The following is a 19,800-nucleotide window of genomic DNA, read 5'->3' as shown; positions in this document are numbered from 1 at the left end:
CTCAGACAACAAACGACCCAGCCTAAGATAAGAGCTATCTAAGGCTGGGTCATTTCGTGAATACATAAAACGTTATGCGAAACCTCTGCAAGGCTTAAAAATCAATTTTCAGGAGGAATAAATGAATAATAGCCTTATTACTTACAATATTGACGAAGTAACATTTCAACTAAAGGAAGATATTGATTTTAGTTGGCTACAAAAGTTAGGTTATGTTTTTGCAGTATTCGATCAACAGGATTCGGGTAATATTTGTTTTGGAGTGGAGAGAGAAGGACAGAAGAAGTTTATTAAATACGCTGGTACCAGGCCCGTTGATTATCAAGGAGAACCCTCTGAAGCAGTATCGAGACTGAAAGGCGCAATTCCAATATATTATGAACTCAAGCATCCGAGTTTAATTGAAATCTTGGATCATTTTAGTGTTGATGGTGGTTATGTTGCGATTTTCAAGTGGTTTAATGGCGAATGCCTACATTCTCACTGGTCGTATCCACCTCCAGCCAAATACACAAATCCCAATTCTCCTTTTTATAAATATAAACACTTATCAATCGAGCAAAGATTGAACTCATTAGAAAGAATTCTTGATTTTCACGTATTTTTAGAAGAGAAGGGATATGTAGCAATTGATTTTTATGACGGAAGTATTCTTTATGATTTTATGAATAATGAAACTAAAATTTGCGATATCGATTTTTATCAAAGAAAACCGTTTTTCAATAATATGGGAAGGCTTTGGGGATCTTCAAGATTCATGTCTCCTGAAGAGTTTGAATTAGGAGCTGAAATTGATAGTCGAACGAATGTTTATAATATGGGAGCCATTGCATTTGGGCTATTAGGTGGAGAGCTTGATAGATCCTATGAGAAGTGGGAAGCCAGCCAAGAACTTTATAATGTTGTTTACAATGCAATTAATGAAGACAAGCAAAAGAGATATCAATCGGTTAGAGAATTTTTTAATGCTTGGAATAAATATAAGGAATGTTGAGGTGACTCGAAGAAGGCAGAGGCATCGCATAACACCATGTTCACGCTTCGGGGCATTCGCCCCTCGGTCCACCTGAGGCAATTCGAAGAAGAGGATTCAGGTGGACACATCCGCACCGACTAAGCGCATCGCTCCCGGGCCGTCGGCCCTTAAGTCGGTAGGACGTCGTGAACACAACAACGTTATCCGAAATACCCTAAACCATTTTATAAAGAGGAAAGCCAATGATTATTCAAATTGTTGATATCAATCTTAATCGTAAGAAACTAATTAGTCATTTAGGAACGAAATTAATCCATGGATATTGGATGAGATTTAAACACTCAGATTTTGAAGGTACAGCATATTTTGTACCCAGTAATATGGAATCTGAGGAAATTATATTTAATAAGGACTATTCTGTTGAAACATCACATGAGAAAACACTTACATATTTTAAAACTGAAAATACAACACCTAATATTGAATACAATAGTAAAGATGAAAGTTATTATCTTAGAGGGAAAATGAGTTTTATAAGTGATGATAATGAAATCGTTGTATTAAACATTTGGGATATTGATTTTACCTTTGATAGTGATGAGATAGATATTAAAGAACTTGAAATAAATGATGAAATTGAAATCGAAATAAAAGACTTAACATTATGGGATGAAGGCATTTTCTAAGAAGAGGGTACATCGGCTAACACCATATTCACGCTGCGGGGCTTACGCCCCTTGGTTATCAGATGTATAATCATGGAAGAAGCTCAGACAACAAACGACCCAGCCCAAGACAAGAGTATCTAAGGCTGGGTCGTTTCGTGAATACAAGAACGTTAATAGAAGGGAAAACCGATATGAATACAAAATTGATTATTATTGAGGGATTACCTGGATCAGGGAAGTCCACTATCGCACAATTAGTTTCTGAAATACTTGCTGACAGAGGTATTGAGGTTCAATTATTTCAAGAAGGTAATTTAGAACATCCCGCTGATTACGATGGAGTTTCTTTTTATAGACAAGATGAATTTAATCAGTTGTTATCAGACTATAAAGGATTTAAGGAAATGTTAGAGAGTAGGACGATAAAATGCAGGAATGACTTCTTAATCCCCTATCGAAAAATCAAAAATGAATTTGGATCTGATTTTCCAGATGAGTTACTACAAGAGATATTCACAAAAGATATTTATGAGTTGCCCTTCGATCAAAACATTAAGTTGATTACAGAGAGGTGGAGTAGCTTTAATAATGATAGTGTTCATAATAATTCAATACATATTTTTGAATGTTGTTTCATACAAAATCCACTAACGATAGGTACTGTGAAATATAACATACAGAAACGAGAAGTTATTAACTATGTCTTGCAGTTGGAGGATATAATAAAGCCTTTGAATCCCTTATTAATATATATTGATCAAAAAGATATCAGGTCTACTTTTGAGAAAGCAGTAGATGAAAGGCCAAAGGAGTGGTCGGATGGATTCATTGATTATTATACTAATCAAGGATTTGGTAAGATGCAAGGATATCATGGATTCGATGGGGCTGTTCAAGTTCTCCAAGAAAGAAAGAATATTGAACTAGAGATTTTTAATTTGTTGGAAATTAACAAGCGGAAGATCGATAATTCCCAATATAATATTGAAATGTGTAAAGAAGAAATAAGAAAAATCCTTGATATTATTTAGAAACAAAATACAAAGTGAAAGCATGTTCAAAGAGGTGTCTGACATCAGCTAACATAATATTCACGCATCGGGCATTCGCCCTCGGTCCGTCACGAAGTTAGATGTGATTCGAAGAGGGATTTCAGCAACTGGAAGTGGATTCAGCCGGACAACCCTCCGAGCCTAAGTCCGGCGACCCGTTCGCTGCGCTCACTTAAGGCTCTCGGGTTCGCGAATACAAAACGTTAGTCGAAATTCATCTAAAGGATGATTTAATGAGAAATGCTTTTAATAAAACAACAGTTATTCTAGGAAAGAAACAATATCATTTAATTACACCAAAACTCGATTTGTCTGAGTTGTATGTAGTTAAACTAAGGGAACAGAACCATGTGATTTTCGGAAATGAAGATTGCCTGTTAAACTTGGCAAAAGTATTTGAATTTTCAATCAGAAACCCAAGCTATATTTTTTACATAAACTCGAAAGTAAATAAGTTAACAGAATACTTGAGCAAGTGCTGGTCTTGTGACTCGAAATCTTATGATTTGGTTATCTTACAGCATTCTATTCAACTTAAGATTCATGAATGGAAGCAAATTAGAGAATTATGGAGGAAGTCTATTAAGGAACCAATTAGTCCAATTCTGGAAGTTGATAATAAGATTACGAGAAATAATCGTGAATACTTCTATAGTGAAAATGTAGACTTTTTGGATATTAATGATAGATTTGAAACTTTGTTTTTGACTGGTAGTAATAGGGTATTCAAAGACATTTCAAAAGACACTTTACTAATACATGATAACGGAAGAGAACAATATCTTAGATTTCCTGGGGCACATGATCATGAACATATCGATTACTATGCAAGAAGACAATATACCCAAAATTATAAGTACGATGGCAATTTTTTATGTCTTGATTTCTATGACAGATATCTCTGGAAGAGATGAACTTCGTCTAACAACGTATTCACGCATCGGGGCTATCGTCCTCGGTTATCAAGAAGTATAATCATGGTAGTAGCTCAGACAACAAACGACCCAGCCTAAAATAAGAGCAATCTAAGGCTAGGTCGTTTCGTGAATACAAGAACGTTATATGAAAGGGATGCAAGATAAAAATTACAAAAACAAATTGAGAACACTTGTACGCAGATGTCAATAAAGGTAAAATATACCTACAATTGAATCTTGGGTGGGCATGGTTTCCCTTCGAAAGGAGGTGAAGCCATGGAAGTGAAAGATGCATTAACGATCATGTTTCTCTTTGGAACGTTCATTCTTGCTCTTTTAACATACATCAATAATAACAACAAGAGAAAGTAAAAACCCACCCAAAGGTTGAGGCCAGAGGTGGGTTTTGTTCCTATAAGACTTAGAAGGGAATAAACCATCCAAGCCAATTGTATTGACCAAGTGTTCGCAGCACTTGGTCTTTATTACACATATAATAACACAAAGAAAAAAATGTATCAAAGCGTGAAAATTGGAAGTGACAATATAAAAAATATGTTGAAAGGTTAAACGAAGATGGCATCCCCATCATATAACATCGTATCTACGCTGTGGGCTTCGCCCTTGGTTCGCAAGCTGAGGTAATCAGTGGAGCGGATTCAGCTCACAACCCTGCGAGGCTAAGTCTGTCGGACCCGGCGCGTGCGCACCTTAAGCCTCTCGGATTCGTGAATACAACAACGTTATGTGAAACCCTCGAAATGGATAATACAAATACATATTAAAAGAAGAGATACAAAGGATCAGATTAATAAATTCTCTTGAACGAAAGAATATTAAGGTAGTTGAAATTAATAAATGGGGGCCATCAATATTTGTGGCACATATTCAGCTACAACAAGTTAGACTATATTGTCGAACATAAAGCTAGAGATAATTTTAATGATCAAATAAAAACAGAGTGCTATATTTTTTTCAGAACTATGACCATAGACTCATGAATCATCGTGCGGTCCTTATTTTGCAACGAAGCCAACTCAGTAAGTTAAATAAAAATGGTAGAATACCCGAAGAAGTTGAAGATATCACATAACACAGCATTCCTACTGCGGGTATTCGCCTTTGATCGATAAGAAGGACCACCCTTGGTCTGCGGAAGGGTATTCGAAGAAGCAAAAGCAGCAGACACACCCAATCCCCTAAGATAAGAGCTATCTAAGGGGATTGGATGTTGTGAATACAAGAACGTTATACGACAGAATCAAAATAAAGCGGAGAAATAAGCCAAAGTTTGTGACAGCCGCTATTTTTTATTACAAAATGGAGTGAATGATATGAAGGTTAATAAAAATATAGTTATTGTAATGTGTCTCTTTTGTATAATATTTTTTAGCATGTCCATGATACTAGAATTCTCCAATATATTATCCGGGATAAACCATGGTGATTTTTACATAAATCTTAGTATGGGGCTTCTAGCAAGCAGCCTTTTAGTTTTAGTTCCATCTTTGGTCCAATATGCGAACGAGAAAAAGAGATATTATGTGGAAATGTACAGAATACTTAATCACTTGCTTTATGATATTATATCTATCATTAACATGATGGAAGAATATTCAAAAGATAAAGATGTTTCAGAATATTTTGATAGTATAAAATTACTCTATAACGATTTAATTTCTGAGTATTCTCTTTTTACTAAGTTTTTTGTACTCTCTTGGAGAGACAAACTTATAGAAAGTGTTATTTCAGAGACATATAAATTTTTGAAATTACAGGCTCATTTATCTTCTTATAGAATTGATTTGAAAAACGAAAAGATAGGCACGGCAGACTACATAGAAGCATTTGAATCAATGACTGAAATTTTAGTAAAGGAGTATAAACCGAGTTTTAAAAAATATAAAGAAATGTTAGAGGAAGATGTTAAAAATGTAATAAAAGATAAAGATTTTAAAAAATACTATTAAAGGAGTTTTGGAATGACTATACCGGATTTTAATAAAAGAGGTGTACTAGATAAAGGGATTCATCAGTGCAATTCAAAAGAATTTATAGATAGATTTTGTTACGAAACTGGAGATGTTAGAAACAAGTACAAAAAAGTTTTAGAAGAGATTTTTGCCTTCGCTTTGAGTAGAGAAGGGAATAGTATAATTTTGGCAGGATCATTTGTAACTTCAAAAGAGGAGCCAAATGATTTGGATTGTATGATTATTTTACCCAACAAAGAATGTTGCTGGGTTCAGTCTAATGAGCTTATGGTAGTAGAAGATTGCCAGCTAGATATAATTGTAATAGAGGAATCTAGTAAAGAATCTATATACAGTTTTTTGAATTTATTTTCTAAAGATAAATGGAATTTAGATGTCGGTATGGTGGAAGTCATTCTTGATAAGGAAGTAGACAGATCAACTTGGAATGACTATGAGGAACACTTTAGTATAGAGAATTTATTAAGAGCTCGAGAAGCTTACATTCATAGACATGTGGTAAGAGGAGTAAGAGAGAAAAAAATACTAGTTACAATTACTAATGCAGAAGAACACTTAAATTTCAATAATGAAATATCTCCAATAGTAAGTTCTGCGGGTTGGATCTTTGCACCTTACTGGTATGTCTCGACAAATAAAGACTTCTCACTTTCAGAAGAAGTTAAAAGACTAAGTGGATGGTTACGTTACATTTATACAATCTACGAAGCTAATGTCAGCATTTTTGCAGATGGATTGGGAACTATGATTCTAGGGATGTATATGAAAGATTCACAATATAGCGAGTTAGATATAGATAAAGTCATTTTATCGAGATCAGTGTTGAATAGAGATTTTGAATGGTCTGAAGTTTTTGACAAATGGGCTTTAAATATGGTTTGTAATCTTAGAAGCAAAGATGGTAATTGTGTTATTTCAGAGCAAATATCTAAAAAAACTAAAAGCAACCCCTTATACGGTGATACATACCGAAATGGTTTTAAATTCAAACATAGTTCGTTAGTAGAGTACCCTTATCAATATATTGGAACTGTTGACTGGAAACAATTTAATAACATCATTTTCCCTATGTATCAAACAGCATATTTAATTAAGAAAAACACTGATTCAATGATTAGAAACAATTTTCATGAAATCGCGGAAATGTTACGGTCTGAAATGCCTTCGCAATATGACATTTTTCAAGAAAAGTTTAATTAAGCTAAAACTGTGTGATACATTTGAGTGCAAGCTGTCAGACTTAATAGAATATATACTTGACAATAAATGGAACTTATATTCATACAGACATCATCATTATAATCAAGAGATTGATCATATAGGAGGCGGTACCATTGAAAACAATCCAAAAGATGTTTGAGCATTTACATTGGGCTAATCAAAACATTCTAGAAAGATTGCAAAATGTAGAGATAGGGGAGCAACAGGTGAAATTATTTTTCCATATTCTAAATGCTGAACAAATATGGCTAGCTAGATTACAAGGAATGGACACTTCACAAATGCCTGTCTGGTCGGATGGGGATATCACAGTCTGTGCCAAGCGAATTAAACAAAATGAAGAAAACTTCAAAACATTTTTCGCTAAAATAGCAAATACCGACCTAGATACCTTAATAACATACACAAATAGTAACGGTAAAAAATTTATGATTTCTATCCGGGATATTTTAACTCACGTAGCACTTCATGGTCAGTATCATCGAGGACAGATTAACTCGCGACTTCGAGTAGATGGTAATGATCCGGTGAACATTGATTATATTACTTTTGTAAGATAGATCATGCAAAAGCTTATCATAGAATTCAAAATCTAATTTCGTCTTGTCATACTCGTAAAAAGAAGAAGTACATACTCACATCTATAAAATCATCAAATAGTAGAATGGAGAAAATAGAGTGAGTATATTAAAAAGTTTAATTGAACAGTCCAAAAGACCAGATAATAAGATTGGGAAGATCATGTTGAAGATTATGAACAAGGTGCACTCTGGAATGACACAGGTAGCATTGAGTAAGTGAAGAATTTTTTTGATATAGTTACAGCCATTCAAATTACTGGCCAGATCTTGAGAATGACGTTAAAGAAGTGTATAGAGTGTTAAAACCTAATGGAGAGTTCATAATAGCTTCTGAGATTTATAAGATCCAGTACCACATGAAAAGTTACAAAACGACTAAAGAAATGGCGTTATATCATTGGAAGAAAAGTGGAGAGGGGCTAATCATGGAAAACCAATCGTGCTTTTTGTGCCGTGTCGTTTCTGGCCAACAATCAGTAGAAGTTGGATATAAATTCCTACTTAATTAATCTAAAATAGCATATTCATAAGTTGAATAAGAAGAAAATTAGAGGAACCGTGGTGCAAATATTGAAAAGAATAGCAATAATTTTTATTTCTTTAGTGGTTGTAATTATTGGAACCTTATATTTTTTAGATGAAGCTAAATACACTTCATTTCAAAAGGAAATTTTAGATGAACTACACAAAGATGGTACATTGAAAATTACCATTATGAGATATTCAGACTATGCAAGAATATCCATTACAGATAAGGAATTAGTGGGAAAAATTTTTAACGATTTATCAAGTGTAGAGTTAAAAAAGGTGAAAGATTTTTCCTCTCAAAAGGAATATGCAGTGAGAATTTATCAATATGAAAATCTTGGTTTTGAAGTTACAAAAGATTTGAAATATATTGTCATATTTAAGGGATCAGGCAATACCAAATACAAAGTACTTAATGACAACAATTATTTAAAAACAATTAAAAATTTAGACTTGCAAATTACAGAATAACTAGAAAGAAATTGATATTGAAAGCTAAATCGAAGGAGGTAGGAACTACACATAACATCGTATTCACGCTGCGGGGCTTTCTCCCCTTGGTTAGACTAAGATAAGAGTATCTAAGGCTGGGGCGTTTCGTGAATACAACAACGTTATCTGAAAGAGCGAGGCCATATAAAAAATCATAAAGCAAAAAACTTATGTTATAATGATATTGAGGTGATTCAACCATGTTAAAAGATGATGTAAAGCAAATGATTGATAAACTTCCTGAAAACTGCTCAATTGAGGATATTCAATACACACTGTATGTCAGATCAAAAATTGAAAAAGGTCAAAAAGACATTGATGAAGGCAATTTGTTAGACCATAATGAAGTCAAATCGAGGATGGACAAATGGCTGAACAGACAATAATCTGGACCGTATCGGCATATAAAGATATACAAAACATTGTAGAGTATATTTCTCAAGATTCAATGTACTATGCAATGGCATTTTATGATGATGTAATGGATACAGCACAAACACTTAATGAATTCCCGCAGCGAGGGCGTGTAGTTCCAGAAATGGACGATCCTGAGATGCGGGAAATTTTTATACATAGGTACAGATTGATTTACCGAATTCAAAAAGATCGAATAATTATTCAAACGATAATACATGGTGCAAGAAATTTTATGAAAGAGTAAATGAGCTAGGGATATCTGAAGACTGGTACCAATATCGAAGCGAGTGTTACAAGCAGAAAGCTATCGAGTGGTGTAATGATAATGGATTGGATTATGTAGAATAACAGGGCAAAACGAGAATTTGTAAATAATTCAGGTTGACTTCGTATAACACCCCATTCACGCAGCGGGCTGGCTGGTGCCGTCCCTTGGTCCGCGAGAAGCATTTTCGAGGGAGAGGATTCACAGACAACCCTGCACTGCCTAAGTCCGTCAGACCCGGCGCATTCGCGGCCTTAAGCCAGTGAGGGTTCGTGAATACTGCGACAAACCCTAAATAGGACTAAAAGAAGATATACAACTGGAGGGATGAAAAAATGAATGAAAAGTATAACAGCGATTTGTGCCAAGCATGCCAATGAAGTTGTTAGAGTTCTGATATTTTCTTATAATGCAAAATGTCTCTCCTGCATGGCAGTCCACCCAGAACACCGAAGAAAAGGAATCGCCACAGCTATGATGAAAGATATGCTTTCTTTATTTCCAAGTGATGTGGATATTTCAGTAACAACTTTTAGAGAAAATGATTCAAAGGGAATTGCTCCGCGTCCATTATACAAAAAATTTGTTTTGTTGAAGATGAGTTGGTTGAGGAATTTAATTTACCACATCAAAAATTTGTCCTGTATCGAACGCAAACAAGTAAAGAGACCGGTTCATTAGGGTAAAAGACCCACCTGGCACATGCACGATGATCAATGTGTACATACAATTAGGTTCCATACAACTAATAACCGACGTTGAACAAGAGCTAAAAAACTTAGACAAGAGTTAAAAACTTAGACAAGAGTTAAAAACTTTGAAAAACAAAAGCATAGAGGTCTGTGAAGTAAATCTAATAACTGATGATAGACCTTTGTAGTAGGTCCAACCAGCAAATCAGGGATTTGAATCAGAAGAAGATGTTGGAGGCAACGAAGTAAATCAATCGTATTTAGTAACAGCAAGAAGAGGATTATAAAAGTAAGCGGTCGTGAGAACTGAGTTCAGTGGGCAGAATGAGTAAATTATTGATGAATCATCATGAAGAAAATACATAGAAGATTATAAAAAAATAAAGAGCAGTATAAAGAATAACAGAGAAGAACGACTCAGATAACACAATGTTCCCGCAACCCGGCTAAAGCCGCATGGTCCGCCCGAAGTAAGTGGAGGCTTATTCACTATGGAGATAAATCAGGAGCAGAGAAGTGAATTCAGCGGACACGTCTGCAAGGCTAAGTGGCGGGGCCACCGAGTAACCTGAATCGCTGCGCTCGACAGGTCAACTGCTTAATCCTTTCGACGTCGGGAATGTTAAAAATTACGCTGTAGAAATTCGTGTTCGTAAATCATATTAATCCTATCCAAAACGTTCTGAGCTTGATCTTTAAATTTTATTTCCGCAACCTGACCGTTCACCAAAAATACGCCGGTATCATTACGGTGTTCCCCGAGAGCACCTTCATACAGCTTGCCTGCGCCATGGGTAGGAGGAGAGAAAAACAGCTTCATCAACATTTCAACCAATATGGGCAATCCGGATTTTTTTCCTTTTCTTATCGTATTGTTGCCACCCGGGTCAACACTGCGGATCTTGATGTTGTCCTTGTCAAGTTGCGACGCAATGGCCTGAGTCCACAGTGAAAGCGCTAGTTTTGAAGTGGCGTAAGGGCCAAGCAGCTTGCGGAAGGTCTTGGGGCGCTCTAGGATCTCGATATTAAACTCTTTCGTAAACTTTAGCGCTGAAGATGAGGTATTGATCACCGTTTTTAAGCGACCGCTTTTTATGAGTTCCTTCAATTCCATCAAAATGATATACGGAACCACAGTCAACAGTTCATAATGTTTTTCTCGACCTTGTTTCGAATAGCTTAGTTCGGGAAAGGACCCTCCGGCGTTGTTGAACAAAATATCGATCCGCTGTTCCTTGTCTTTTATCTCTTCCAAAGCGCGTCTCAAGCTGGCATAATCGGCAAGATCAGCCGTTTTATAAATTCGAAGCCATCCATTCATGACGGCTTCTTGGATTCTGATATCGTCCGTTGGATAGTCGGAACGGTTCAAAGCAACCACATGCCAGCCCTCCGACAACAATTTGCGGGTTAATTCCAACCCGATCCCGGCGCTTGCGCCTGTAATCACTGCTATATTTTCACGTTGATCCTTGTTCATAGTTGGTCTCCTCCTGTTATTGGTATATATATCTACTAGCGCAATTCTATAACTTGGAGTCGACTCCAAGTCAAGGCGCGAAAAAAGTTTGTCCTAATGATATGAGAATTGACTTGGAGCCAGCACCAAGATGTATACTGCACAAATAAATAATTTCTGGGAGGGAACAGGATGAAGGAGGAGCAAACTTTTACGATAAAGCAAGCCGCCGAGCAAGCCGGAATTTCTGAGGATACGATCCGTTATTACGAAAAGATCGCGCTGCTGCCCCGTGCAGAACGAAAGGATAACGGGCACCGCGTTTACCGGAAGGAGAACATCAATACGATCCGGCTGATATCTTGCCTTAAAAAAACGGGAATGCCTTTGGAGGAAATTCGGCCATTTTTGGCGGTTTCCGCCGATACCGATCCCGCGGAATATCCCGAACTGGTGGAACACTTAAGGAGCCACCGGGAAAATATCGTCAGCCAAATAGCCTCACTGCAGCAGGTCGTCGATTTTATTGATATGAAGTTGGAGGAGGGGAGATACCGAGGGGATTGTTCGGATGAAAGTCAGGTCGGCGTGTCAGAGAAAGCGGCGGGAGAACAGATATCTGCCTCAACCGTTGAGATGAGTTATTTTCCACATCGGGCAAAGCGGGCAAGTCAATAATTCATGCTATAGGACTATCGTCCATTGTTTGTCAGATATATAATCATGGAAGAAGCTCAAACAACAAACGCCCCATCCTAAGCTAAGAGCTATCTAAGGATGGGGCGTTTCGTGAATACAAGAACGTTAGCAGAAATTCGGTTATATCATTTTGTTTGAAGGATGATCCATAATGAAGAAACTTATTTTGATTGAAGGTATTCCAGGGTCAGGTAAGTCTACTTTTGCCCGTTTTTTGTCAAATCAATTTGAAAGAAATGGATTCAACACTAGAATATATCTTGAAACTACTTTTGATCATCCGATTATCGAATCTACTGGTTATGAAGATTATTCATTGTTCATGGATTCCTATTATGAAAGATGGTCTAAGTTTTTGGATGATTTACCCGACGAAGAAGTAGTTGTAATGGAATCTGCATTTTTTCAAAGTCCAATTGTTCATTTACTCCACAAAGATGCGGACAGAGAATTAATAAGATCATTGATAATTAAAGTAAGCAGTCTGCTAAGTGAAGAATATTGTAGTTTGATTTATTTTTATCATAAGGATGCGCCGCTCGCTATTAACAAGATGATTAAGGCTCGTGGTGGAAGAGAGTATTTAGAACAAAAGCATAATGAATATAAAAACGAGCCTTACTTTAGAAACAGACAAGAACAAGGTTCAGATTCTCATATATCTTTTTTTCTGGAATATTCCGTTCTTACCAATGAGATTGTTAGTGAGGTTGCTATTCCAACTGAGATAATAGAGAATTCAACTGCAGAGTACCAGTTGTACCAAAAACAAGCGCTAGAGAAATTTAATCTAACTTTCTTTCCAGATCCCGTCCTGAATTCATCAATACTCAAGAAATACTCGGGTCTATATCATAATAAGGATATGGATTTAAAGGTTTCAGTTGAGTTGATTGATGATTTCTTATGGATATTTGGAAATAAAAGAATGAAGTCGAAAAGTAAAGATCAATTTTATCTTGATGACATGAGCGTATTAGTAAACTTTATTGAGGATTCAACGAATGTCACGGGTTTATTGATAACCGAAAAGGATTTATATGCTAATAGGAATGATAATGGAACAATGTTTGATAGAATCTCATAAAAGAACTGAGCTTGATGGGGCGTTTCGTGAATACAAGAACGTTATATGAAAACTTGCTAAATAAAATATCCATCAAAATCAATAGTAACAGAAGGGGAGTTCGAGATGATAAAAGAAAGAACAACCACGAAATACCATGTGCTGGCTCGAGGAGTCATACTAACTGATAATCATCTTTTAGTTGCCCATTGTAAAGGAATGGATAACACATTTTTACCTGGAGGTCATGTTGAATTTTATGAGAGTATTAGAACCTCCTTGTCTAGAGAAATAAAAGAAGAACTGGGTTTATTAAGTGAGGTTGGCTCTTATATCGGAGCAGTCGAAGCTGAACACGAAGATGAAGGAGTTTATCATCAAGAAATCAATCATGTTTTTATTACCAAACTAGAAAATGCAGATCATAGAAAGAATCCTGAATCAAAAGAGAGTCATTTAGAATTTTATTGGATACCTTTAAGTGAGATGGATAGACACAATCTTCTTCCCCAACCAATGAGAAAGCTTATTGAAAACTATGTTAATGGCGTCGAAGGTCCCTATTTTGAAAGTACATTCGAAGAAGTTTGAAAAAAATAGTATTGTATCTCAATGAAGAGCAAGTCTTCGTAAACACTGCATTTAAGGGTTGGGCATGCCAGATCTCGGTTCTCGGAGTTATTTTCGAGATTCGATTAAGGATGCAGATCTTAGAGTAAAGTTTGAGAGTGATCTTGACGGGACACATCTTGGTTCTTATCGAAGGTATTATTTATTATTTTCATGCGGTTCCAAATTACGGTATAATCTTAGTGCTTTTGAGGAATTGGGATTGTAAGGGAGCAAATAGATGATTATAAGGGAAATAACTCAGGAAGATGCTATTGAATTAATTAAATTTCAAAAACAATTGGACAATGAAACGAAATTTATGTTATTTGAACCCAATGAAAGAGAAATCGATGAAATTCAGCAATCCAAGATGATTATGTCTTTTCTAGAGTCTAATAATTCGAATATCTTTATTGCAGAGAGTGATCATAGAATAGTTGGATATTTATCGGTAAGTGGGGGACGCACAAAGAGAATAAGACATAGTGCTTATATCGTGATTGGAATATTAAAAGATTTTACAGGCAAAGGAATAGGGTCTGAATTATTTAACGCAATGGAACAGTGGAGATTATCAACCAAAATCAAGCGAGTAGAGCTAACTGTAATGACGAATAATGAATTCGGAATAAAGTTATATAAGAAGATGGGATTTGAAATAGAAGGAATCAAGAAAAATTCGATGATTGTTGATGATCGATTTGTTGATGAGTACTACATGGCTAAAATTTATTAAGTATTTTTAGGATACACCGTATTAAAGGGAGACGGGAGATATTCAAACAATGAAATATACAAGCTTCTGGATTTGTGTTTATGGCGGGGTTCGTAATCACTGTATTTCAAAGATTTTCGACAACTTATGAAGAGGTGATATTCTATAATCTTCTAAGATACCCTACTTATCTCATATTCTTTTGGTAGATCGACAGGAAGGTTTTTTGCAAGATTACTTTCTATACTTACTTTTAATATTGGGTTTTTGATTGTTTCAAATTCGTTAGTCTTAAGTGAATAAAATTTCGAGGATGATCGTACAATGAAGCATTTTGAAGTAGTCAGCTTGGACATGTTTCAAACCTTAGTCAATGTGGATTCAAGAATAGAGCAGATATGGAAGCCTATCTTGTCTAATATATACACACAGGAAGTAGCTAATGAATGCGCTCAGCTTTTATTAAGTTATTTTTTAGAATACTGGGCACAAATGAAAAATACTCAGCAATTCTTTTTAATGAAAGAAGTATATGAACGAAGCTTTGTAAGTGTATTTGAGCATTTAAATTTATCATACGATTCAATAGCTGCAAATAAGAGTTTGTTTGAAGAACATACGTTGTCAGAGTTTTACGAAGATACACTGGAATTCTTAAATAGGATTTCGGAAGAATATAAAATTTGTATTGTAAGTGATGCTGATGATGCAATGATACCTTCGTTTTATACTAATTACGGAATTCGTATGTTTACTTCAGAACAATTTCAATCTTATAAAAATGATGAAAATAATATTATGTTTAAAGAGATGCTTAAATTTTTTAACACGGACCCTGGTAAGGTTTTACATATTGGAGATTCAGTATCGGATATAGTAGGGGCAAACAGAGAAGGGATAACTACATGTTGGTTAAATCGAAATAAGAGGACTTGGGAACATCAAGTGAAACCAGATTATGTTATTGAATCATTAAATGATTTAGAAGGGATATTGTAAGTGAAATTTACAACAAGAAGGGGAATTTATTAATGAAAAGTATGGAAATATTTAAACAAATTCCATTGTACAGATATTTGGCGTTTTGTAATGAGAGCAAAAACCTGAAAAAAACGGTACTAGATTGCGGGGCAGGCGGAGATAGTTCGCCATTAAGCTTATTTTATAGCCATGGTTATCGTACAACTGGAATTGATATAGATTTAGGTCAGGTTGAAATGGCAAATCAATTTGGTTTGTCGAGAGGGCAGAACTTGAATATTCATCAAGGCGATATGAAGAACTTGGAGTTTGAGGATGAGTCATTTAGTTTTGTGTATTCTTATAATTCAATATTCCATATGATGAAAGATCAAGTGGAGAGATCATTTCTTGAGATGAAGCGAGTTACGGCAAAGAAAGGTCTTCTTTTTGTGAATTTTTTGACCACGAATGATTTCAGGGTGGGAGATGGAATTGATCTTGGAAATAATCAATTTCAACAATATGAAGATGATGTTCAAGTAGTCCACTCCTATTATGGGCCTGGAGAAGCTGATTACCTTTTTGACGATATGGAAGTACTCTATAAAGAAGATCGAGTGCTAGAGCGAATTTTCGAGGGACAAAAAATCCGGCAAGGATTCGTTGATTATATTTTGTTGAAGAAGTAATTGCGAAAAAAGTGAGGTTCTATAAATGAACTCAACAAATATAGGGACACAAACGATAGAAACGGATCGACTAGTTCTAAGGCAGTTTGTTAAGGAAGATGCGGAAGATATGTTCAGAAATTGGATCAATGATAAAGAGGTTCAATCTAACTATGGAGAGCCTGTATATGAAAGCATTGAGTTGGTAAATGAAGTTTTGGACTGTTGGATGGAGAGTTATCGAAGTAGGGAGTTTTTTAGATGGGCAATTGTATTAAAAGAAAATAAACAGAATATTGGGCAAATAGCCTTCTGCAGCATAGATACAAAACATAATTTTGCTGATATTGAATATTGCATAAGTAAGAACTATCAAGGAAGAGGATTTGCAACCGAAGCTCTAAACGCAGTCATTGAGTTCACATTTAAAAAAACGGGCATAAACCGACTGCAAGCTTTTCGTAGAGGTATAAATGCAGCTTCAGGGAAAGTGCTTGAAAAATCATTCATGAAGTACGAAGGTACATTAAAAGGGTCATATTACTATTCGGAAACTAATGAATACGATGATAGAGTGTTTTATGGAATTACTAGATTAGATTTTATGAATTGATCACTGTCTCCCTTAAGAACGACAACAATAACTCCTCTTTGGGTGTTATAGTAAATTAGAGATTTTGGCTGTTCGCCTGGCTCAAGGAAAAGATAAGCTTCTTTTACTAAGTCAGTGTATACGGCAGAAGTTAATTTAATGGGATTTTTGAATTCAACGTGGAGAATGAGACCGGACTTTGGATTCATGTCCATACCTCCGTACATTTTTGGTGATGAATCCAGAAGTCCAATGAACGACTTTTCAAGCCCATCAGTTAAAGGAATTTGTTTAACTACTTTTTCTTGTTGAACGTCAAAAATCTGTACCAATGATTGATCTGGTTTGTACAAATTTAGATTAAGGGTTATGAGTACGATTGAAATCATTTTCAAGAACATTTAGGATCACCTCAAAGCGATTATGCCCAAATGAATTGAAAATCATCGATCATCTTTTAATGAAAGAAGGGAATAACTTATTATGTTCAAAAGAAGAAAGAAGCTTACGATCATAGCTGTAACACTCGGTCTTTTTTTAATTGTGTTAGTTTTGAATTATATGTTATCACCCCAACCAGTTAATGCGATGTTTGTAGGCTTTTCCGATTATGAGGAACTTAGCTCTGAGGTTTATGTAGAACCCAGCATTTCAGATAATACTAAGAACAAAATCTTGATGGATCTTGAGCAATCCCAAGAGAAGGTCATAGAAGTTTTTGATGTGATTGAAGCTCATCCGACTATCATCTTTGTTCAATCCTCGGATGCTATAAAACGTTATGCACAGAATCAAACAGGTCAGACTTACTATATGTATTGGGGAAATTACATTGTGATTGGTCCGCGTGGATTTAACGAAGATGTGATAGCCCATGAGTTAGTGCATGCTGAGTTGAGGAAAAGAATAGGAGATATAGAAAAGGTCCCCGTTTGGTTTAATGAAGGATTAGCGACGACAGTTGACAGTAGATATATTAGCGATGTGAACGTGGTTTCAAATAGTTTACATGAAATTAGTGAAAGAGGCACTTTTTATGAACCGACACGAGTACTCGAAAACTACAAGATAGCAAATAATGAAGTAACTAGATGGTATAGGATCGTAGGGAAATCAGGACTAGATACTCTAATTGCGGGACTAAATAAAGGGGAGTCTTTTAATAAACTATACAAAGAAATTGAAGCAGCTAGTATCAAGTGAAACCAGAGGTGCAAGAATGCTGACAAAACAAGAAATAAAAGATTATTTGAAGCGTCTAGGGCTGGAAATCGATACACCATCTAAAGAGTTTCTGTCTGAAATGCATAGAGCACACGTTGAAAAAGTACCCTGGCATACCATTGATATTTTTGCTGGAAAACCAACTCCAATCGATATTAAGAGCTCGGTTCAACATATTGTAAATCAGGGCAGCGGATATTGCTTTCATTTAAATGGTGCATTTAGTGTGCTTCTTCGATCCTTGGGGTATAACGTGTCACTCCATAGGGCTGGAGTTCAGCCCAAAGGGAAAGAACCACGGATGGATTCTTATCATTTGGGTGTATCTGTGACTATGATGGATGCAGTTATACATAAGGAGCAAAGATGGATTGTCGATGTTGGATTAGGCGATATGCCCTATGACCCACTCCCGATGATTGTTGGTGAATATGAGCAAGGCCCATTTAGATATAAAATCAGACCATCTGAAGTTGCAGCTAATGGTTGGCGATTAGAAAATGATCCTATTGCTCCGTTTGCAGGCGTGGATTTTGATCCTGAGGTTGTGGGAGATGTTGAAGAGTTTAAATCACAGCATGAATTTTTAAGTAAATCACCAGATTCAGTTTGGGGCAATCTGTTACTCATCCAAAACCGGCATAATAAAGGAAGCAATGAGCTTCGGGGATGCGTATTTAGTCAGCGTACTGTTGATGGAATTCAAAAAAGTGAAATAACTAATAAATTCATGTGGTTTGAACTACTAGCGGATGTATTTGGTGAAAAATTGGATCGATATAGTAAGCTGGAAAAAGACGAAATATGGAAGAAGGTCATTCGAATTCACGAGAATTGCATCGGCTTCAATTAAAAACTGACCATACATTTTTCTGAAAATACCACCGCCTGTGCCACCATCTTTACTGATTTGAAAATAGTTTGTTATACCTGCTTTTTTAACCTTTTCATTATCGAATTTGCCCCACTTGAGTACTTCTCTTGAAAATTACAGGTATCTTTGATTGCATGAATAATGCATTCCGAGTTAAATTCCTTAAAGTCTCTGAAATCGAATTCAAGATATTTGTTATTCGCGGGGAACGGCCGAAAGGAGCTATTACGCGCCATAGCAAGCTCTGTATAGCTTACAGCATGATAATTCTCTGCAATCTGACCATTTGGTATTCGTATCGGATAGTCATGGTTATCTCTATCACTTACATAAAAAATCCCGGTTTCATCATCATATCCAAATAGTACGACTGCATGTCCACCAAAATGGCTGTATCATTGAGGTTACCTCCTAAACATACTCATCAATGATACTATCATGCTAAACTAGACATCATTATGTCTCATTTGCTTCCATTCGTACTCAAACTCTCCTGATCGGATTTTAATCGCGTTCTGAACCATGGCTTGGGCAACCTGTTTGGCTTGAATGGGTTTGTATTTGTTTAGTTTTCCTGCTAATAATGGTGAAAATATGGGGATGATGATCGCCGCAGCTTTTTCTCCAAAACGGAATTCTTTTCGGCTTCCAAGCAACAAGGAGGGACGAAAGATATGTAAAGAGGCAAACTGTATTTGCTTTAACGCCTCTTCAACTTCACCTTTTACTCTGCTATAAAAAATGTTTGATTGAGCATTCGCTCCTATGGCCGATACAATAAGAAATTGCTGAGCACCATGATTTTTGGCCAACTTCGCTGCTTGAATGGGATATTCGAAATCCACTTTTTTAAAAGCAGCTTGAGAGCCCGCCTTCTTAATGGTCGTTCCAAGGCAGCAAAATACGTCATGTACATTGAATTCAACTTCATACTTGTTCAGTTCATCAAAATTGACTACCACTTGAGTTAGCTTGTCATGTTTTATCGATAACGGCTTGCGAACCAACACTTTAATATGTTCATAGGTATCGGATTGTAATAAAATATGTAAAAGCTCATTTCCTACCAGACCAGTGGCACCAACGATTAGCGCGCTTCTTTTTTCAACATTCATTTTTTATAAC

General features: G+C 35.9%; 25 protein-coding genes and 1 pseudogene. 22 read left to right on the top strand and 4 right to left on the bottom strand.

Annotation, left to right across the window (positions count from 1 at the left end; genetic code table 11):
• The first annotated feature begins 121 nt into the window (after nt 1-121).
• The 13 genes from BLS49_RS01595 to BLS49_RS01535 all read left to right on the top strand — a co-directional run bounded on the left by BLS49_RS01595 (nt 122) and on the right by BLS49_RS01535 (nt 9,792).
• Complete coding sequence (locus tag BLS49_RS01595; protein WP_091226150.1) at nt 122-994, top strand: serine/threonine-protein kinase; 873 nt, start codon at nt 122-124, stop codon at nt 992-994.
• Nucleotides 995-1,218: 224 nt separating this feature from the next.
• The gene (locus BLS49_RS01590; protein ID WP_091226134.1) at nt 1,219-1,662 is read left to right on the top strand and encodes a hypothetical protein; all 444 of its coding nucleotides are present in this window, start codon (nt 1,219-1,221) and stop codon (nt 1,660-1,662) included.
• Between the two features lie 173 nt (nt 1,663-1,835).
• Complete coding sequence (locus BLS49_RS01585; RefSeq protein ID WP_091226132.1) at nt 1,836-2,675, top strand: adenylyl-sulfate kinase; 840 nt, start codon at nt 1,836-1,838, stop codon at nt 2,673-2,675.
• A 254-nt stretch (nt 2,676-2,929) separates the two neighbouring features.
• Nucleotides 2,930-3,610, top strand: a complete 681-nt coding sequence (locus BLS49_RS01580) for a hypothetical protein (protein WP_091226131.1) — start codon at nt 2,930-2,932, stop codon at nt 3,608-3,610.
• 279 nt (nt 3,611-3,889) lie between these two features.
• On the top strand, nt 3,890-3,985 hold the full coding sequence (gene comI / locus BLS49_RS25115) for a competence inhibitor ComI (protein ID WP_019639195.1): 96 nt from the start codon (nt 3,890-3,892) through the stop codon (nt 3,983-3,985).
• Nucleotides 3,986-4,458: 473 nt separating this feature from the next.
• Nucleotides 4,459-4,614 (top strand): DUF4275 family protein, encoded by a 156-nt coding sequence (locus BLS49_RS25685; protein WP_091226129.1) that lies wholly within the window; start codon nt 4,459-4,461, stop codon nt 4,612-4,614.
• Nucleotides 4,615-4,947: 333 nt separating this feature from the next.
• Nucleotides 4,948-5,583 (top strand): hypothetical protein, encoded by a 636-nt coding sequence (locus BLS49_RS01570; RefSeq protein WP_091226128.1) that lies wholly within the window; start codon nt 4,948-4,950, stop codon nt 5,581-5,583.
• 12 nt (nt 5,584-5,595) lie between these two features.
• A complete protein-coding gene (locus BLS49_RS01565; RefSeq protein ID WP_091226126.1) occupies nt 5,596-6,807 on the top strand; it encodes a DUF6932 family protein in 1,212 nt (403 codons plus the stop codon).
• 134 nt (nt 6,808-6,941) lie between these two features.
• Nucleotides 6,942-7,388 carry a DinB family protein gene (locus tag BLS49_RS01560; protein WP_091226125.1) on the top strand — a complete coding sequence of 149 codons (447 nt, stop codon included), beginning with the start codon at nt 6,942-6,944 and terminating at the stop codon, nt 7,386-7,388.
• Nucleotides 7,389-7,970: 582 nt separating this feature from the next.
• Nucleotides 7,971-8,408 carry a hypothetical protein gene (locus tag BLS49_RS01550; protein ID WP_091226122.1) on the top strand — a complete coding sequence of 146 codons (438 nt, stop codon included), beginning with the start codon at nt 7,971-7,973 and terminating at the stop codon, nt 8,406-8,408.
• 221 nt (nt 8,409-8,629) lie between these two features.
• Nucleotides 8,630-8,815 (top strand): hypothetical protein, encoded by a 186-nt coding sequence (locus BLS49_RS01545; protein ID WP_091226120.1) that lies wholly within the window; start codon nt 8,630-8,632, stop codon nt 8,813-8,815.
• Complete coding sequence (locus BLS49_RS01540; RefSeq protein WP_091226118.1) at nt 8,797-9,090, top strand: type II toxin-antitoxin system RelE/ParE family toxin; 294 nt, start codon at nt 8,797-8,799, stop codon at nt 9,088-9,090. Before BLS49_RS01545 ends, BLS49_RS01540 begins: the two co-directional genes overlap by 19 nt.
• A 360-nt stretch (nt 9,091-9,450) precedes the next feature.
• Nucleotides 9,451-9,792: a GNAT family N-acetyltransferase gene (locus BLS49_RS01535; RefSeq protein WP_217640015.1), complete on the top strand. Its 342-nt coding sequence runs from the start codon at nt 9,451-9,453 to the stop codon at nt 9,790-9,792.
• A 633-nt stretch (nt 9,793-10,425) separates the two neighbouring features.
• On the opposite strand, the gene BLS49_RS01530 is transcribed toward BLS49_RS01535, so the two are convergent.
• Entirely contained in the window at nt 10,426-11,283 is an 858-nt protein-coding gene (locus tag BLS49_RS01530) for an SDR family NAD(P)-dependent oxidoreductase (protein ID WP_091226117.1), read from the bottom strand.
• Nucleotides 11,284-11,454: 171 nt separating this feature from the next.
• Between BLS49_RS01530 and BLS49_RS01525 the strand changes: the two genes are divergently transcribed.
• From BLS49_RS01525 to BLS49_RS01495, 7 genes are all read left to right on the top strand, one after another.
• Nucleotides 11,455-11,940 carry a MerR family transcriptional regulator gene (locus tag BLS49_RS01525; protein ID WP_091226115.1) on the top strand — a complete coding sequence of 162 codons (486 nt, stop codon included), beginning with the start codon at nt 11,455-11,457 and terminating at the stop codon, nt 11,938-11,940.
• A 172-nt stretch (nt 11,941-12,112) separates the two neighbouring features.
• A complete protein-coding gene (locus BLS49_RS01520; protein ID WP_091226114.1) occupies nt 12,113-13,048 on the top strand; it encodes a P-loop NTPase family protein in 936 nt (311 codons plus the stop codon).
• 105 nt (nt 13,049-13,153) lie between these two features.
• On the top strand, nt 13,154-13,618 hold the full coding sequence (locus tag BLS49_RS01515; RefSeq protein WP_091226113.1) for an NUDIX domain-containing protein: 465 nt from the start codon (nt 13,154-13,156) through the stop codon (nt 13,616-13,618).
• A gap of 259 nt (nt 13,619-13,877) precedes the next feature.
• Nucleotides 13,878-14,375 carry a GNAT family N-acetyltransferase gene (locus tag BLS49_RS01510; protein ID WP_091226111.1) on the top strand — a complete coding sequence of 166 codons (498 nt, stop codon included), beginning with the start codon at nt 13,878-13,880 and terminating at the stop codon, nt 14,373-14,375.
• Between the two features lie 303 nt (nt 14,376-14,678).
• Complete coding sequence (locus BLS49_RS01505) at nt 14,679-15,353, top strand: HAD family hydrolase (protein ID WP_091226110.1); 675 nt, start codon at nt 14,679-14,681, stop codon at nt 15,351-15,353.
• 32 nt (nt 15,354-15,385) lie between these two features.
• Nucleotides 15,386-16,006 carry a class I SAM-dependent methyltransferase gene (locus BLS49_RS01500; protein WP_245742228.1) on the top strand — a complete coding sequence of 207 codons (621 nt, stop codon included), beginning with the start codon at nt 15,386-15,388 and terminating at the stop codon, nt 16,004-16,006.
• A 25-nt stretch (nt 16,007-16,031) separates the two neighbouring features.
• Nucleotides 16,032-16,598, top strand: coding sequence for a GNAT family N-acetyltransferase (locus BLS49_RS01495; RefSeq protein WP_091226108.1), 567 nt, complete (start codon nt 16,032-16,034; stop codon nt 16,596-16,598).
• Here BLS49_RS01495 and BLS49_RS01490 read toward each other — a convergent pair.
• Nucleotides 16,565-16,978 (bottom strand): hypothetical protein, encoded by a 414-nt coding sequence (locus BLS49_RS01490; protein WP_091226106.1) that lies wholly within the window; start codon nt 16,976-16,978, stop codon nt 16,565-16,567. The genes BLS49_RS01495 and BLS49_RS01490 overlap by 34 nt on opposite strands.
• A gap of 82 nt (nt 16,979-17,060) precedes the next feature.
• On the opposite strand from BLS49_RS01490, the gene BLS49_RS01485 reads away from it, so the two are divergent.
• Together BLS49_RS01485 and BLS49_RS01480 are read left to right on the top strand one after the other, a co-directional pair.
• On the top strand, nt 17,061-17,780 hold the full coding sequence (locus BLS49_RS01485; protein ID WP_091226105.1) for a hypothetical protein: 720 nt from the start codon (nt 17,061-17,063) through the stop codon (nt 17,778-17,780).
• Between the two features lie 16 nt (nt 17,781-17,796).
• Nucleotides 17,797-18,654: an arylamine N-acetyltransferase family protein gene (locus BLS49_RS01480; protein ID WP_091226103.1), complete on the top strand. Its 858-nt coding sequence runs from the start codon at nt 17,797-17,799 to the stop codon at nt 18,652-18,654.
• Between the two features lie 27 nt (nt 18,655-18,681).
• Here BLS49_RS01480 and BLS49_RS25680 read toward each other — a convergent pair.
• Nucleotides 18,682-18,729 (bottom strand): annotated as a pseudogene (locus tag BLS49_RS25680) (hypothetical protein); the annotation flags it as partial.
• 392 nt (nt 18,730-19,121) lie between these two features.
• Nucleotides 19,122-19,790, bottom strand: a complete 669-nt coding sequence (locus tag BLS49_RS01470) for an oxidoreductase (RefSeq protein ID WP_175471268.1) — start codon at nt 19,788-19,790, stop codon at nt 19,122-19,124.
• Nucleotides 19,791-19,800: the final 10 nt, after the last annotated feature.

It is taken from the genome of Fontibacillus panacisegetis, assembly GCF_900102215.1.
Lineage (GTDB): Bacteria > Bacillota > Bacilli > Paenibacillales > Paenibacillaceae > Fontibacillus > Fontibacillus panacisegetis.
Note: the sequence above shows the minus strand (reverse complement) of the source record. Positions and strands in the feature narration are given on the sequence as shown.

What these genes read in the sequence shown, in the direction of transcription:
- BLS49_RS01595 (WP_091226150.1), top strand. Translation starts at nt 122, where the DNA reads ATGAATAATAGCCTTATTACTTACAATATTGACGAAGTAACATTTCAA.
- BLS49_RS01590 (WP_091226134.1), top strand. Translation starts at nt 1,219, where the DNA reads ATGATTATTCAAATTGTTGATATCAATCTTAATCGTAAGAAACTAATT.
- BLS49_RS01585 (WP_091226132.1), top strand. Translation starts at nt 1,836, where the DNA reads ATGAATACAAAATTGATTATTATTGAGGGATTACCTGGATCAGGGAAG.
- BLS49_RS01580 (WP_091226131.1), top strand. Translation starts at nt 2,930, where the DNA reads ATGAGAAATGCTTTTAATAAAACAACAGTTATTCTAGGAAAGAAACAA.
- comI (WP_019639195.1), top strand. Translation starts at nt 3,890, where the DNA reads ATGGAAGTGAAAGATGCATTAACGATCATGTTTCTCTTTGGAACGTTC.
- BLS49_RS01570 (WP_091226128.1), top strand. Translation starts at nt 4,948, where the DNA reads ATGAAGGTTAATAAAAATATAGTTATTGTAATGTGTCTCTTTTGTATA.
- BLS49_RS01565 (WP_091226126.1), top strand. Translation starts at nt 5,596, where the DNA reads ATGACTATACCGGATTTTAATAAAAGAGGTGTACTAGATAAAGGGATT.
- BLS49_RS01545 (WP_091226120.1), top strand. Translation starts at nt 8,630, where the DNA reads ATGTTAAAAGATGATGTAAAGCAAATGATTGATAAACTTCCTGAAAAC.
- BLS49_RS01540 (WP_091226118.1), top strand. Translation starts at nt 8,797, where the DNA reads ATGGCTGAACAGACAATAATCTGGACCGTATCGGCATATAAAGATATA.
- BLS49_RS01535 (WP_217640015.1), top strand. Translation starts at nt 9,451, where the DNA reads ATGAAAAGTATAACAGCGATTTGTGCCAAGCATGCCAATGAAGTTGTT.
- BLS49_RS01530 (WP_091226117.1), bottom strand. Translation starts at nt 11,283, where the DNA reads ATGAACAAGGATCAACGTGAAAATATAGCAGTGATTACAGGCGCAAGC.
- BLS49_RS01525 (WP_091226115.1), top strand. Translation starts at nt 11,455, where the DNA reads ATGAAGGAGGAGCAAACTTTTACGATAAAGCAAGCCGCCGAGCAAGCC.
- BLS49_RS01520 (WP_091226114.1), top strand. Translation starts at nt 12,113, where the DNA reads ATGAAGAAACTTATTTTGATTGAAGGTATTCCAGGGTCAGGTAAGTCT.
- BLS49_RS01515 (WP_091226113.1), top strand. Translation starts at nt 13,154, where the DNA reads ATGATAAAAGAAAGAACAACCACGAAATACCATGTGCTGGCTCGAGGA.
- BLS49_RS01510 (WP_091226111.1), top strand. Translation starts at nt 13,878, where the DNA reads ATGATTATAAGGGAAATAACTCAGGAAGATGCTATTGAATTAATTAAA.
- BLS49_RS01505 (WP_091226110.1), top strand. Translation starts at nt 14,679, where the DNA reads ATGAAGCATTTTGAAGTAGTCAGCTTGGACATGTTTCAAACCTTAGTC.
- BLS49_RS01500 (WP_245742228.1), top strand. Translation starts at nt 15,386, where the DNA reads ATGAAAAGTATGGAAATATTTAAACAAATTCCATTGTACAGATATTTG.
- BLS49_RS01495 (WP_091226108.1), top strand. Translation starts at nt 16,032, where the DNA reads ATGAACTCAACAAATATAGGGACACAAACGATAGAAACGGATCGACTA.
- BLS49_RS01490 (WP_091226106.1), bottom strand. Translation starts at nt 16,978, where the DNA reads ATGTTCTTGAAAATGATTTCAATCGTACTCATAACCCTTAATCTAAAT.
- BLS49_RS01485 (WP_091226105.1), top strand. Translation starts at nt 17,061, where the DNA reads ATGTTCAAAAGAAGAAAGAAGCTTACGATCATAGCTGTAACACTCGGT.
- BLS49_RS01480 (WP_091226103.1), top strand. Translation starts at nt 17,797, where the DNA reads ATGCTGACAAAACAAGAAATAAAAGATTATTTGAAGCGTCTAGGGCTG.
- BLS49_RS01470 (WP_175471268.1), bottom strand. Translation starts at nt 19,790, where the DNA reads ATGAATGTTGAAAAAAGAAGCGCGCTAATCGTTGGTGCCACTGGTCTG.